The 13,797-nt window shown below is 67.7% G+C and carries 15 protein-coding genes and 1 pseudogene; 9 read left to right on the forward strand and 7 right to left on the reverse strand.

The features are described from left to right. The first annotated feature begins 12 nt into the window (after nucleotides 1–12). From GO591_RS08325 to GO591_RS08335, 3 genes are all read left to right on the forward strand, one after another. On the forward strand, nucleotides 13–789 hold the full coding sequence (locus GO591_RS08325; protein ID WP_157156393.1) for a class I SAM-dependent methyltransferase: 777 nt from the start codon (nucleotides 13–15) through the stop codon (nucleotides 787–789). Nucleotides 790–866: 77 nt separating this feature from the next. Then, nucleotides 867–2,318 (forward strand): sensor histidine kinase, encoded by a 1,452-nt coding sequence (locus tag GO591_RS08330; RefSeq protein ID WP_198295441.1) that lies wholly within the window; start codon nucleotides 867–869, stop codon nucleotides 2,316–2,318. Next, entirely contained in the window at nucleotides 2,315–2,977 is a 663-nt protein-coding gene (locus tag GO591_RS08335) for a response regulator transcription factor (protein WP_157156395.1), read from the forward strand. The genes GO591_RS08330 and GO591_RS08335 overlap by 4 nt, the downstream gene beginning before the upstream one ends. A 3-nt stretch (nucleotides 2,978–2,980) precedes the next feature. Here GO591_RS08335 and GO591_RS08340 read toward each other — a convergent pair whose 3' ends face one another. Together GO591_RS08340 and GO591_RS08345 are read right to left on the reverse strand one after the other, a co-directional pair. Continuing rightward, nucleotides 2,981–4,180, reverse strand: coding sequence for a phosphotransferase family protein (locus GO591_RS08340; RefSeq protein ID WP_157156396.1), 1,200 nt, complete (start codon nucleotides 4,178–4,180; stop codon nucleotides 2,981–2,983). Then, nucleotides 4,173–4,490, reverse strand: a complete 318-nt coding sequence (locus GO591_RS08345) for a hypothetical protein (RefSeq protein WP_157156397.1) — start codon at nucleotides 4,488–4,490, stop codon at nucleotides 4,173–4,175. Before GO591_RS08345 ends, GO591_RS08340 begins: the two co-directional genes overlap by 8 nt. A gap of 111 nt (nucleotides 4,491–4,601) precedes the next feature. On the opposite strand from GO591_RS08345, the pseudogene GO591_RS16045 reads away from it, so the two are divergent. From GO591_RS16045 to GO591_RS08355, 3 genes and pseudogenes are all read left to right on the forward strand, one after another. Continuing rightward, nucleotides 4,602–4,856, forward strand: a pseudogene (locus tag GO591_RS16045) (DNA glycosylase AlkZ-like family protein); the annotation flags it as partial. Between the two features lie 11 nt (nucleotides 4,857–4,867). Beyond that, the gene (locus tag GO591_RS15940; protein ID WP_255446941.1) at nucleotides 4,868–5,710 is read left to right on the forward strand and encodes a winged helix DNA-binding domain-containing protein; all 843 of its coding nucleotides are present in this window, start codon (nucleotides 4,868–4,870) and stop codon (nucleotides 5,708–5,710) included. After that, on the forward strand, nucleotides 5,707–6,732 hold the full coding sequence (locus GO591_RS08355; protein ID WP_157156398.1) for an FUSC family protein: 1,026 nt from the start codon (nucleotides 5,707–5,709) through the stop codon (nucleotides 6,730–6,732). The genes GO591_RS15940 and GO591_RS08355 overlap by 4 nt, the downstream gene beginning before the upstream one ends. Before the next feature lie 21 nt (nucleotides 6,733–6,753). On the opposite strand, the gene GO591_RS08360 is transcribed toward GO591_RS08355, so the two are convergent. Then, nucleotides 6,754–7,227: a hypothetical protein gene (locus tag GO591_RS08360; protein WP_157156399.1), complete on the reverse strand. Its 474-nt coding sequence runs from the start codon at nucleotides 7,225–7,227 to the stop codon at nucleotides 6,754–6,756. A 79-nt stretch (nucleotides 7,228–7,306) separates the two neighbouring features. Then, nucleotides 7,307–7,534, reverse strand: coding sequence for a hypothetical protein (locus GO591_RS08365; RefSeq protein WP_157156400.1), 228 nt, complete (start codon nucleotides 7,532–7,534; stop codon nucleotides 7,307–7,309). Between the two features lie 49 nt (nucleotides 7,535–7,583). Here GO591_RS08365 and GO591_RS08370 point away from each other — a divergent pair, with 49 nt between their 5' ends. Continuing rightward, nucleotides 7,584–8,033, forward strand: coding sequence for a MarR family winged helix-turn-helix transcriptional regulator (locus GO591_RS08370; protein WP_157156401.1), 450 nt, complete (start codon nucleotides 7,584–7,586; stop codon nucleotides 8,031–8,033). Between the two features lie 8 nt (nucleotides 8,034–8,041). Here GO591_RS08370 and GO591_RS08375 read toward each other — a convergent pair whose 3' ends face one another. Next, nucleotides 8,042–10,555, reverse strand: a complete 2,514-nt coding sequence (locus GO591_RS08375) for a DEAD/DEAH box helicase (RefSeq protein ID WP_157156402.1) — start codon at nucleotides 10,553–10,555, stop codon at nucleotides 8,042–8,044. Between the two features lie 12 nt (nucleotides 10,556–10,567). Between GO591_RS08375 and GO591_RS08380 the strand changes: the two genes are divergently transcribed. Together GO591_RS08380 and GO591_RS08385 are read left to right on the forward strand one after the other, a co-directional pair. Next, nucleotides 10,568–12,073, forward strand: coding sequence for an SDR family oxidoreductase (locus GO591_RS08380; protein WP_157156403.1), 1,506 nt, complete (start codon nucleotides 10,568–10,570; stop codon nucleotides 12,071–12,073). Then, on the forward strand, nucleotides 12,067–12,285 hold the full coding sequence (locus GO591_RS08385) for a hypothetical protein (RefSeq protein WP_157156404.1): 219 nt from the start codon (nucleotides 12,067–12,069) through the stop codon (nucleotides 12,283–12,285). Before GO591_RS08380 ends, GO591_RS08385 begins: the two co-directional genes overlap by 7 nt. A gap of 40 nt (nucleotides 12,286–12,325) precedes the next feature. Here GO591_RS08385 and GO591_RS08390 read toward each other — a convergent pair whose 3' ends face one another. Together GO591_RS08390 and GO591_RS08395 are read right to left on the reverse strand one after the other, a co-directional pair. Continuing rightward, nucleotides 12,326–12,982, reverse strand: coding sequence for an esterase/lipase family protein (locus GO591_RS08390; protein WP_157156405.1), 657 nt, complete (start codon nucleotides 12,980–12,982; stop codon nucleotides 12,326–12,328). Then, nucleotides 12,979–13,767, reverse strand: a complete 789-nt coding sequence (locus tag GO591_RS08395; RefSeq protein WP_157156406.1) for an alpha/beta fold hydrolase — start codon at nucleotides 13,765–13,767, stop codon at nucleotides 12,979–12,981. Before GO591_RS08395 ends, GO591_RS08390 begins: the two co-directional genes overlap by 4 nt. Between the last annotated feature and the right edge of the window lie 30 nt (nucleotides 13,768–13,797).

The following is a 13,797-nucleotide window of genomic DNA, read 5'->3' on the forward strand; positions in this document are numbered from 1 at the left end:
CGTTACTTCGCCATGAGAAATTTTGAAGATGGGTCGGCGGGCGACGCCGACTACGGGACCATCGGGGCTGGGTACGCCCAGATCCGCCAACCGGATCCGCGCATCGCTGCCCGCATCCTCACCGCCCTCGGTAACGCGCGCACCGTTCTGAACGTCGGCGCAGGCGCCGGATCGTATGAACCGGTCGACCGCCATGTGTTCGCTGTGGAGCCGTCCGCGTCGATGCGGGCACAGCGCCCCGCGCACCTCGCGCCAGCGATCAACGCCACCGCAGAGAACCTGCCGTTCGACGACGACAGCTTCGACGCGAGCATGGCGAGCGTCACGGTGCACCAGTGGCCGGATGTCAAGAAGGGCCTCGGCGAGATGCGCCGGGTCACCCGCGGCCCGGTGGTGGTGCTGACCTTCGACCCGGTGGTGCCCGAACAGTGGTGGCTGCCGGAGTACGTGCCGGTTCTGTTCGACATCGAGGCGCGCCGGATGCCGACACTCGACACCATCGCCGACGCCCTGGGCGGCGCCCGCGTCGAGATCGTGCCGATTCCCGTCGACTCGATCGACGGATTCGGACAGGCGTTCTTCGGACGCCCCGAGCGCGTGCTGGACCCCGCGGTTCGCCGCGCCATGTCAGCGTGGAGCTTCGTCGCACCAGAGATCATCGAGGAGTTCGAGCAGCGCCTCGCCGCTGACCTCGCCTCGGGTGAGTGGGACCGCAAGTGGGGCCGGTTCCGCACCATGGACGAGTTCGACGGCGGGCTGCGTCTGGTCATCAGCGACCCCACCGAGTAACCATTCCAACGGAGGCCATCGGGTGAGAATGCTCTCATCCGATGGCCTTCCCTCATTCCCATACGGATAATTGGGGAATGCCCACCCGCCGGATGCCCCACTGGTCCGTCAGGGTGCGCATCCTCGCCGCGATCCTCGTCGTGACCGCGGTGGCGATGGTCACAGCCGGCGCCTCGGCGTATTTCGTGCAGCGCGAGCGAATCCTGGATGAGATCGACGACCGGCTGAACACCAGCGTTGAGGCGGTGCGCCTCGTCGTCACCGGCAGCGACCCGGCCGGTGGCGTCGACTCGCAGACAACCGCACCGGAGGCATCCGGTTTCAGCACCACCCGGTCAGCCATCGAAGCCGTGCTCGCCCGGGTGCTGCCCAGCCGGAACGAAAGCTCGCTCGGCCTGCTGAACGGCGTGCCGACGTTCGTCTCGGCGGTGCCGACCGACTTCCAGCTCGAGGACGATCCGGCCTTCATCGTGCGCGTGACTTCGGAGACATCCGACGGTTCCATCCGCCTCGGTACCGCTCTCACCACCGTCGGCGACCTGCGCTACATTGCCGTGCCGATCGACGTTGCCGGGACGCCCGACGCCGGGTTGTACGTCACCGCGTACGACATCGAAGCCGAACTCGCCGACATGAACGCCGCGTTCCGCACCTACGCGATGATTGCGGCGGTCTCGCTGCTGGCGATCGGCCTGGTCGGCTGGTTCGTCGCCGGCCGGCTGCTGCGGCCGATTCGGCAGGTGTCCGCTGCAGCTTCGCGGATCACCGCCAGCGACCTGTCCGGTCGCATCCCGGTCTCCGGCAACGACGATGTCAGCGCGCTCACCTCGACCGTGAACGACATGCTGGAACGACTGGATCGGTCGATCACCACCCAGCACCAGCTGCTCAGCGATGTGCGACACGAGCTCAAGACGCCCCTCACGATCGTGCGCGGTCACCTCGAGCTGATGAATCCGGATGACCCGGCGGAGGTGCGTCAGACGGTGCCGCTGCTCCTCGACGAACTGGACCGCATGACCGGACTGGTCGATGAGATCGCCGCCCTCGCGGACAGCCAGGAAGGCGTGCTGCAGCTGAAATGGGTGGACGTCGACGACTTCAGCGACCAGGTTTTCGCCAAGGCGTCAGCGATCGGCAACCACGATTGGCGCCTCGCCGAGTCGGCCACGATTGTCGCCTCGCTCGACCCGGTCAGGATCACGCAGGCGTGGCTGCAATTGGCCGACAACGCCGCCAAGTACTCGCCGCCCGGGTCGCCGATCGCCCTCGGCAGCCGCCTGCCGGATCCGCACACTCTGGAGTTCTTCGTGACGGACCGTGGCCCGGGCATCCCGGAGGGCATGGAGGAGCGCATCTTCGAGCGGTTCGGCCGCGTCGACGCCCGGCGCGGCATCCAGGGCAGCGGCCTCGGGCTCCCCATCGTTTCCGCGATCGCACGCGCGCACGGCGGCCGGGTGACGCTCCAGACATCGCCGTCCGGATCCCGGTTCGCAATCGTCGTTCCCGTGAATCAGGAGGTCAAGTGAGCAGCATTCTGGTGGTCGAGGATGAGGAACGCATCTCGGCTTTCGTCGCCAAGGGGCTGACCGCGGCCGGTTACGCCTGCCGGGTGACCGACAACGGTCTGGCCGCGGTTGAACTCGCCCGCAGCGACGAGTTCGATCTCATCCTGCTGGATGTCGGCCTGCCCGGCATCGACGGCTTCGAGGTGCTGCGCCGGGTGCGTGGCTTCAACGAGACCGTGCCGATCATCATGCTGACCGCCCGCACCGCCACCGTCGACACCGTTGCCGGACTCGACGGCGGCGCGAACGACTATCTGGCGAAGCCGTTCAAGTTCGACGAGCTGGTCGCCCGAGTGCGCAGCCGGATGCGGGATGCCTCCAGGTCGAGCGCGGCGTCGACGGTGCTGGTGCATGATGACCTGTCGTTGGACATGCATTCCCGCCGGGCAAGCATCGATTCCCACACCGTCGACCTGTCGGCGCGCGAGTTCGCCCTGCTCGAGGAGTTCATGCGGCATCCGGACCAGGTGCTGAGCCGGGAGCAGCTGCTCAGCCGGGTGTGGGGGTACGACTTCGATCCGGGGTCGAACGTGGTGGATGTCTACGTGCGTTACCTGCGCGGCAAGCTCGGATCGGATCGCATCGAGACCGTGCGCGGCATGGGGTACCGCCTGCGCTGAGACTTACACCAGGGCGCTGGCCCGTTCGAGCAGCCAGTTCGCCGGAACGCTTTGCCCGAGGGTGTGCGCGAGCAGGTGAGTCGCCGAGATCGCGTGGGCGCGATCACTGAAACCGGCGTCGTCACCGCGCACCCAGCGCTCCCTCCAGCGTTCGGCGAGCCGGTCGTACCGGGCTTCTGACTCGTGCTCACCGGCTGCCCGCATGGTGAGCGCAGACATGATCAGGTGCGCGTGCATCGCGCCGGCGTCATCGGCGGGATCGCCGAGACCGGCGGTGTCGATGTCGAGCACGCCGAGGATGCGGCCGGGATCGACCGGATCCACGAACAGCTGGCCGACGTGCAGGTCGCCGTGCACCATCACCGGCTGTGGCACGGCCGCGGCCGCGGCCGTGAGCGTGGCATCGATGCGACGGCAGATGTCACTCAGGGCGGCCAGCTCCGACCCGCCGGTCTCGGCAAGCAGCATCCGGACGCGGCGCTCGTACCAATCGAGCCGCCTGGACAGCGACACGCGTGCCGCGTTCTCCCCCGGGATTTGCGCGATCGTTCGGGTCAGTCCTTCCACGGCGTCAAGGAACCGTTCGTCATCGCCGAGTCGTTCGATCGACTGTGCCGCGACCACGCCCGGCAGCTCGGTGAACACGATGATGCCGTCATCGCTCCAGCCGAGGGTGGCCGGCACGGGCAGCCCGGCCTCACGCCAGCGGGAGTAGCGGGCATGCAGCGCCGACACCTGGTCGGGGGCGACCACCTTGAAGTAGGCGATGCCGGCCTGCCACACGGCTCTGACCACCGCACGCTTGCCGGGCCGGTAGGCGACCAGGGTGAGCTGAATGTCGGAGACATCCTGACCCATCCGGCGCAGCAATACGGTGGCGGCGTCCGGATACACGGCTGACGGCAACGCGGGCAGCGCCGGATCCTTCGGATACAGCCACACGGCGACCTCGTCGCCGGTGTCGTTGTTGCGCATGGTGAGCACACCGTCACGGGAGGCGTCGACGGCCTTGGTGGTGCCGTGCCGCGTGTCGAGGTAGACCACCTGACGTTGCACGACGCCGTCGGCGGAACGCAGTTCGATCTCGTGTCCGCTGATGAACCCGTCGCCGCTGACCTCGAGTCCGAGCGGCCTGCTCGACTGCAATGAGAATCCGAGCGATTCGGCGAGTCCCTCGAGCAGGTCCTGTTGCTGCTCAGTCATCGTCGTCAGGCGCGTCGGGGCCGTCATCAGGATCGTCGTCCGGCGCGTCATCATCCGGCCCGTCGTCATCCGATCCGTCGTCATCAAGCGGTGCCGGCGGCGCCGGCGCTACCGGTTGCGGCTCACCGGGGGCGGTCGTCGCGGGCACCGGAGTCGGTGGAACCGTGCTCCGTGGGACGATGATCGGCTGGGCGGGCTGCGGTTCGCCTGGCGTGTCGCGGATGTCCAGCGCCCGCACCGTCAGCGTGCCGAGCAGCACGAGGCCGAGCACGGTAAGCACACCCGCGATGAGAGCCACGTACCTGCGCATCCCCCCATCCTGCCGTGCGAGCTGGCCGATCGGGCCGCAGGTGAGTGAATTCTCATCGGGAGGGAGCTTTGGCACGCTCTGCCTGACACCGGTCGGCGGCATACTTGCCGCATGGCCACCTCCCCCGCCCGTCGCCTCACCGAGCTCCGGCTGGTTGCTCAGCGCATCTCATCGCCCGCCGCCGACACGCCCGGTGAGGTGGTGCGCCGGCTGCTGGCACTGCAGGGTCAGGACTATCCGGGGGTGCTCTGGTCGGTCGGGCTCCGGATGCGCCAGCCCCAGCGGTCCGCGGTCGAGGCCGCCCTCGCCACGGGCGACATCGTTCGGTCCTGGCCGATGCGCGGAACGCTCCACGTGCTGCCGGCCGAGGATCTCGGCTGGCTGCTCTCGCTCACCACCGAACGGCTGATCCGGGAGGCGACGACCAGGCGCAAGCAGCTCGAACTCGACGACCGCACGATCGAGGCGGCCGCGAGGTCGCGATCGGAGCGCTCACCGGCGGACGGATCCTCATCCGCACGGCACTCCTCGGCGAGTTCGAGGCCGCCGGGATCAGCACCGCCCGTCAGCGCGGGTACCACCTGCTGTGGCATCTGTCCCAAACCGGCACCCTGGTCTTCGGCCCGGCCGAGGGCGCAGCGCAGACCTTCACGCTGAGCAGTGAGTGGATTCCCAACCCCCGCAGGCTCGAGGCGGACGAGGCACTCGCCGAGCTGGCGGTCCGCTACTTCGCGGGGCACGGCCCGGCAACCGTGCACGACCTCGCCTGGTGGGCGTCGATCACAGTCACCCAGGCGCGGGCAGCGCTCGCCTCGGTGCGCGACCGGCTCGAGCAGCTCACCGTGGACGGCACCGACTACTACCTTCACGCAGACACCCTCGAAGCGCCCGCAGCCGGAGCCGGTGCGCGGGCGGCCGTGCACGCCCTGCCGGGCTTCGACGAGTTCCTGCTCGGCTACCGGGATCGAAGCGCAGCGCTCCGTCCGGACCAGCAACTCGTGGTGGTTCCCGGTGGCAACGGCATGTTCGCGCCGACCATCGTCGACAACGGCTCGGTCATCGGAGTCTGGCGCAAGCGGCAGACAGGCAGCGGCATCCGCGTGACTGCAGAGCCATTCGCTCCGCTCAGCAAGCGAGCCACGTCCGGCTTCACCCGGGCGCTGAAGCGGTATGGGGAGTTTCTCGGCCAACCGGTGACGCTCGATACGCTGAGCGAGTGAAGCTCTTCGGCACGCTGCAGGACACGAAGCGCTCACCGCTGCTGCAGGTACTGAAGACCTCGGCCGCGGCTGTCGTGGCCTGGCTGCTCTCCCAGTTGCTGCTTGGCCAGCCACTGCCCATCTTCGCGGCGATCGCCGCGCTGCTGGTGGTGCAACCAAGTGTGAACCAGTCACTCGCCAAGGGCATCGAACGAAGCGTCGGCGTGATCCTCGGAGTGCTGCTGGCCACAGCGCTGGGTGCGCTGTTCGGATCTGACAGCTGGGTCGTGCTGGTCGCCATCGTCGCGTCGCTGCTGATCGCCTGGGCGCTGAAGCTCGGCCCCGGGTCGACGAACCAGATACCGATCAGCGGCATGCTCGTGCTGGCGCTCGGGGCCAACACTCCCGGCTACGCGATCGATCGCATCCTGGAGACCGTGATCGGCGCGGTCACCGCCCTGGTGATCAACGCGCTGATCGTGCCGCCCGTGCTCGTGCAACCCGCGCACCACGCGATCGGCAAGCTGCAGGCCCAGACCGCTCGCATCCTCGAGCGGATCGCGCTCGCGCTGCACGAACCGCACGATCGTGGCCAGCTGGACCAGCTGCTCGTGGACGCCCGCGAGCTTCGCACGGCGCAGCGAACCGCCAGCGATGCCCTGACCCGTGGCGAGGAGAGCCTGCAGCTGAACCCTCGGCGCAGCCGCAACCGTGACCTGCTCGCCGAAGACGATGCACTGCTGCACCGATTGAACGCGCTCGTGACCCGGGTGATCGGCATGGCGCGCGCGGTGCGCGACCATTACGACCCGACGATCGTCGATGACCGCACGGTACAGGCGATCGTCACGGAAATGATCCGCGCCGCCCACGACCTGCGGTTACTCGGGCGCACCGAGGCTGCCGGCGACACCGCGGCCGAGCTGCCTGCCCTGACCGCACCGCTGGTGATCACCACGCCCGGCGAGCATTGGATCCTGATCGGCTCCCTGCTGGAAGACATGCGCCGGGTGCGCGAAGAGATCATGGGCACCACCCGCTGAACAACGGGCGGCCGCGGTGGGCTACAGCCAGCTCAGCGAGGCGAACTCCTCCGGGCTGAACCCGAACTGGTCGTACCCGTCAGCGACCAGCGCGCGCAGGTCATCGATCACTGCTGAATCCCGGACGAGCACCAACAGGCCATCCGGCGAGCCGTATACCTTGGACACCGCCAAGACTGCGACATCACCCGACGAGTGCACGCCGCGAACCGCCCACCGGCTGGCGCCGCGCGGATCGAACCGGCGGGTGCGCGTGCGGAAGTGGGTACCGGCCCAGCGGTCCCGACCGATCAGGGTTCGCTGCTTGCCTTCACCGTTCTCGAAGCTGATCACGTGCGAGAGCACCAGCGGGTTCTGCTGCTCCAGCCGATAGCTCAACCGGATCGGTGCCGCGGGGTTGTAGGTCCAGGCAGGGAAGCTCGACGCCGCCGTATTCCAGTCTCCGGGTAGTGTTTCGGCGATCTGTGTGGTGTCAGTGTCGGCATGCGGAACCATTTTGTTACCGTACCGTTGCACTCCGGTGATCGAGAGCGCCCACTCCGGGGGCCACCGAATCGGTTGAAGTCGCGCGGGATCAAGGACAATACAGCTGGGTGCGCTCCCCCGAGCGGTCAACGATGTGGTCGCTCATCAGCCGGCCGCACAGTGGGCATGCCTTGGTGTCACGCGACGGCAGGGGCGCTTCGTTGTACGGGCCGAGCGGCGGCGCACCGATGTATGGCCGGAGCTTCACGTTGAGCTTCTCAATCCAGTTACCGAATGAGCTGCCCTGTTCCGCGTCTCGACCCTTGCCCTGTCCCATATGCTTAGTGTACTAACGATTAGCGCGATCGCTAAAACGAGGGGATCACATGACTGAGCTCGCACATGATCGCAGTCTCCTGGCGCTCGAGGACCAGGTCTGCTTCGCCCTGGCGGTCGCCTCACGGAGCGTCATCGCGCTCTACCGGCCGATCCTCGAGCCACTTGGGCTGACGCATCCGCAGTACCTGGTGATGCTGGCCCTGTGGGACCGGGACCCGCGCACGGTGCGCGATCTGGGCCATGCCCTCGAGTTGGAGCCGGCAACGCTCTCCCCGCTGCTGAAGCGGCTGGAGGCATCCGGCTACATCACCCGCACCCGGAACGCCGCCGACGAGCGCGCGCTCGACGTGCGGTTGACGAGTGTCGGGCGCGAGTTGCGCGTGGAAGCGGAACAGATCCCCCACCGGATCATCGAGCGTCTGGGCATGCCCGCCCGCGAACTCGAGAATCTGCGCTCCAGCCTGCACCGGGTGATTCGCGCGGCGTCGACGTCCTAGCCGGAAGGTCAGAGTCGCTCGACCGCAGTCACTCTGATTTCCGCCGCGCCAATGGCATCTGATGCTGCCAGGTCGACTGTCGCACTGATCGCCCAGTCGTGATCACCGGCCGGATCGGCCAGGATCTGGCGCACGCGCCATTCGGCCTGGTCCTCATCGATGATCAGCATCGACGACCCGCGGGCGTTGGCGTCGGTACCGATCGAATCGTGCTCCGCCCAGTAGTCGTCAAGCGCGTCGGCCCAGTCATCTGCCGTCCAGCCGTACTCGCCGTCGAGCTCGCCCAGCTCCTCGTACCGTTCGAATGCGGCCAGTTGCACCCGGCGGAACAGTTCGTTGCGCACGAGCACTCGGAAGGCTCGAATGTTGCTGGTGAGCCGCGGCGGCGGGGGCGGTACGACCGGTCCTTGCGCCTCCTCGGCCGGATTCACCAGGTGTGCCCACTCGTCGAGCAGGCTCGAGTCCACCTGCCGCACGAGTTCCCCGAGCCAGTCAATGAGCTCGTGCAGGTCTTCGTTCTTGACATCGTCGGGGATGGTTTGCCGCAGGGCACGGAACGCGTCGGAGAGGTAACGCAGCACGACGCCCTCGGAACGGCTGAGCTTGTAGTGGCCGACGAACTCGGCAAAGCTCATCGCCCGCTCGAACATGTCACGCACCACGCTCTTCGGCGACAGCTCGAAGTCGAGCACCCAGGGCTGCGTTGAGGCGAAGGTCACGTAGGCCTGGTGCAGCAGCTCGTCGAGCGGCTTCGGGTGCGTGATCTGCTCGAGCAGCTCCATCCGCTGGTCGTACTCGATGCCCTCGGCCTTCATCGCGGCGACAGCTTCACCGCGGGCGAAGAACTGCTGCTGAGACAGCACTGGCCGCGGGTCATCCAGGGTGGCCTCGACGATGCTCACCATGTCCAGCGCGAAGTCCGGCGCCTCCGGGTCAAGCAACTCGAATGCGGCGATCGCGAACGGGGACAACGGCTGGTTGAGCGCGAAGTTCGGCTGCAGCTCGACCGTCAGCCGGATGCCGCTGGGAGTGTTCTCGACGATCCGGGCGTCGCGGAGGGTGCGGTAGATGGCAAGCGCGCGCCTGGCCAGTTGGTACTGCCTGGTGCGCGACTCGTGGTTGTCGAAGACCAGCGAACGCACGTTCTCGAAGCTGTCGCCGCCGCGGGCGATCACGTTGATCAGCATCGCCGCGGACAGTTGCAGGTGGCTCGTGAGTTTCTCGGGGGTCGCCGCGACCAGCTTCTCGAAACTCGCCTCACCCCACGAGACGAAGCCATCGGGAGCCTTCTTGCGCACCACCTTGCGACGCTTCTTCGGGTCGTCGCCGGCCTTCTGCAGCGCCTTGAGGTTGTCGCTCTCATGCTCGGGCGCCTGGACGATGACCGTGCCGGCGGTGTCGTACCCGGCCCGACCGGCGCGGCCCGCGATCTGGTGGAACTCCCGGGCGCTCAGCTGGCGCATGCGCACCCCGTCGAACTTGGTGAGCGCCGAGAGCAGCACGGTGCGAATGGGCACGTTGATGCCGACGCCGAGCGTGTCGGTTCCGCAGATCACCCGCAGCAGGCCGCGTTGCGCGAGCTGCTCGACCAACCGCCGGTAGCGCGGCAGCATGCCCGCGTGGTGCACGCCGATCCCGCTGCGCACCAGGCGGCTCAGGGTCTTGCCGAAGACCGTGGTGAAGCGGAACTCGCCGATCGCGTCGGCGATCTCGTCGCGCTGCTCGCGGCTGAGCACTTTCACGCTGGTGAGCGCCTGGGCGCGTTCCAGCGCGGCGGCCTGCGAGAAGTGCACGACGTAGACGGGCGCCTGGCCGGTGTCGAGCAGTTCCTCGATGGTCTCGTGGATCGGGGTGGTCGCGTAGTAGAAGTGCAGTGGCACCGGCCGTTCCACGCCGGTCACTTCCGCGGTCTGCCTGCCGGTACGCCGCGACAGGTCGGCGGCCAGGTCGGTGACATCGCCCAGGGTTGCGGACATCAGCACGAACTGGGCGCGCGGCATCAGCAGCAGCGGCACCTGCCAGGCCCAGCCGCGTTCCGGATCGCCGTAGAAGTGGAACTCGTCCATGACGACCTGGTCGACGGGCGTGGCCTCGCCGTGCCGGAGCGCCAGGTTGGCCAGGATCTCCGCGGTGGCGCAGATGATCGGGGCATCCGGGTTCACCGACGAGTCTCCGGTGATCATGCCGACCCGTTCGGCCCCGAACAGGTCGACCAGGGCGAAGAACTTCTCGCTCACCAGTGCCTTGAGCGGCGCGGTGTAGAAGGTGCGCTTGCCCTGCGCGAGTGCGGTGAAGTGCGCCGCGATCGCCACCAGCGACTTTCCGCTGCCGGTCGGTGTGGAGAGGATCACGTTGTTGCCGGAGACCAGTTCGATCAGCGACTCGTCCTGCGCGGGATACAGCGGCAGCCCACGGGATCCCGCCCACTCGGCGAACCGTGCGTAGACGTCGTCCGGGTCGAATTCGTCAGGAATCAGCGCCGCCAGAGGCGCGCGGTTATTCGGGCGCCCGGCGTCAGTCATGATTAATAGATCATGTCATCCGCTCCCGACACCGAAACACCGCCGACCGACTGGCAGCCGAGCGGCATCGACCCCGCCGACCTCGACACCACCCTCAAAGTGCTCGCCTTCATGGACCAGGTCAGTGAAGAGCACCCGGACTACATCGCCGTGCGCCGGGCGACCGCGCAGATGTTCAAGTCGGTCAAGCGCGTGCGTCGTCGTGAGTTGCGCCAGGCCGTCGTCGACGCGGACAACGCCGTCGTCGCCGCCACCGCCACCGGCGCACCCGATCGCATCGACGATGAGACCCGCGGCATCCCTTTGGAGCCCGGCACCAGCGCCCCGGTCGCAGGCACGCTGCTCAAGCCGCGCGCCTGTTATATCTGCAAGCAGCAGTACACCCAGGTTGATGCGTTCTACCACCAGCTCTGCCCGGACTGCGCCGCGTTCAGCCATCAGAAGCGCGACGCGCGCACCGACCTGACCGGGCGCCGTGCCCTGCTCACCGGCGGCCGGGCGAAGATCGGTATGCACATCGCCCTGCGGCTGCTGCGGGACGGCGCGCACACCACCATCACCACCCGGTTCCCGCGGGACGCGGTGCGCCGCTTCTCGTCGCTGCCGGATGCCTCGGACTGGCTGCACCGGTTGCGGGTCGTCGGTATCGACCTGCGTGACCCGGCGCAGGTGATCGGCTTGGCGGATTCGGTCGCCGCATCCGGCCCGCTCGACATCCTGATCAACAATGCCGCGCAGACGGTGCGTCGCTCCCCCGGTGCCTACGCGCCGCTCGCGCAGGCGGAGCTTGCCCCGCTGCCCGACGGTCCGCTGCCGGAGCTGCTGACCTTCGGGCACACCACCGACGCGCACCCTCAGGCGCTCGCGGCCTCGGTGGCCTCGCATCCGCTGCTGGCTCGTGCCGGCGGCGCATCGCAGGGCATCTCCCCGGAGCAGCTGGCCGAGTTCGCGATGACCGCCGGTTCGTCGTCACTCGAGCGGATGGCCGCCGGCACGGCGATCGACGCCGGCGGCCTCGTCCCCGACGAGCTGACCGTGAACAGCTGGACTCAGCACGTTCAGCACGTGGACCCACTCGAACTGCTCGAGGTGCAGCTGGTCAACCAGACCGCGCCGTTCGTGCTCGTCAGCCGGCTGCGTCCGGCGATGGCCGCGTCACCCGCCCGGCGCAAGTACGTCGTGAACGTGTCGGCGATGGAGGGGCAGTTCTCCAGGCGCTACAAGGGGCCGGGACATCCGCACACCAACATGTCCAAAGCCGCCCTGAACATGCTCACCCGCACGAGCGCCGAGGAGATGCTCGAGACCGACGGCATCCTGATGACCGCGGTCGACACCGGCTGGATCACCGACGAGCGTCCGCACTACACCAAGGTTCGACTGGCCGAGGAGGGCTTCCACGCTCCGCTCGACCTCGTCGACGGTGCCGCCCGCGTCTATGATCCGATCGTGCGCGGCGAGGCCGGCGAAGACCTTTACGGCGTGTTTTTGAAGGACTATAAGAAAGCCGCATGGTGAACCGAAAAGAACTGAAGACTCTCGCCCTGGCCGCCGGGCTGCTCGCTGTCGGCGGCATTGCTCTGGCCGCGCTGTCGATCGCCGGGATCGTGATCGCCAGCGTCCAGGGCAACGGCCTGTGGATCGGCCTCGGCATCGCCGGGGCGGTCGTCGGAGTGCTGCTGCACCTCTGGGGCCGTCGGCTCGGGCTGCGGGTGGTCGGCGGGCGTTAGAACTCACCGGCAGGAGGCGCCGGACCCGTAGCGAAACCCTTCACGCCTCCAGGTGGTCGGCGACCGCCTGAATGAGCAGCGGATGCCGCAGGATGCGGAAGTGCCCGTCGATCGGCAATTCCACATTGGTCGCCCCACGCAGCTCACTGCCACCCGGGATATGCGGGTCGAACTGCGGGTAGATCGAGACGATCCGGGCATTGGTGGCGACATCCCGCGCCAGCAGCAGGATGGTCTCATCGTTCGGCCGGAACAGGCGTAACGAGCGCACCGGCAGGAAACTCGCATACGCCGAACCGGCAAACGGGGTCGCGATCGCGATCAGCCGGGACACCCGGGATCCGGATGCCCCGAGCATCAGGTGTTTGCCGATCAGACCGCCCTTGCTGTGCGCCACGATGATCACTCGGTCGAGGTTTCTGGCCTCGATGAATCGGGCGGCGACGGCCGCCATGGCCGCAACACTCCCCCGATTGGTGCCGAGCTCGGGCAGCACGTGCACCGGATGTCCGCGGGCATTGATCAACCGAGCCAACGGGCCGAGGAAACGCCAGGTCTCCCACACGCCCGGGATCATCACCACCGGGGCGCGATCTCCCGACGACAGTACGGTCACGTCGCGTCCACCGAAGATGCTGCCCAGCTGGCGACCGGCTGCGTACGCGTAATCGGCGATCCAGGGGCCGATCCGGATCATCGTGCGGCGTGTTCTGCGATCAGCCGGGCGGTGTTCTGCGGGTCGGTGAACATGATCACGTGTGGCCCGTTCACCAGCTGCGCCTGCGCATCCGGAATCAACTCCGCGATCTGCTGCGTCCATTCGGCGGTGGCGATCGGATCCCGATGTCCGGAGATCACCAGCGTCTTCGCCCGCACACGCGGCAGGCGCTCTTCGATGCGATCGTCGAGCAGGTGCGGCAACTGGCGCAGGTAGTACGGGATGCCACAACGGAACAGGTAGTCGACGACAACGATCACGTTGGCCATCAGCGGCTCGCGCAGGATGTCACGGAACAGAAGCCAGCTTGCGCGGCCGACTCGTCGTCCGCTCGGTCTCATGGTGGTGCCCAACAGCACCAAGCGGTCGCTCACCTCCGGCGAATCGACCGCGAGCCGGGTGACGATCTGAGTGCCCATCGAGTGGCCGACGAGCACCGGGTTCTGCACACCATAAGCGGTGAGGAACTCGGCGAGCACGGCGGCATGCTCGGCCAGGCTGACATCCTGATGCGGGTTCGGCGCCGAGCCGTAGCCTGGCAGGTCGATCAGGTACACCTGCCCGAACTTGGCCAGCGCGGCCGCGAGCGGAGTGAAGTACCGAGTTGACACCCCGATCCCGTGCACCAGCACGAACGCCGGCCCTGTCTGATCCGACGGGAAGACCTTGACGGCGACCGCGAGGTCACGATACCGGGCGCGGCCGCTGAAGTACTCGGTGCCGTGCCAGCGGCGTCGGGCGAGGTTGTCAGTGAGGGTCGGCATCCTCGCAGGCTACCCGGAGCACCCCAAAGA

Source organism: Diaminobutyricimonas sp. LJ205, from assembly GCF_009755725.1.
In the GTDB taxonomy this organism is placed as follows: domain Bacteria; phylum Actinomycetota; class Actinomycetes; order Actinomycetales; family Microbacteriaceae; genus Ruicaihuangia.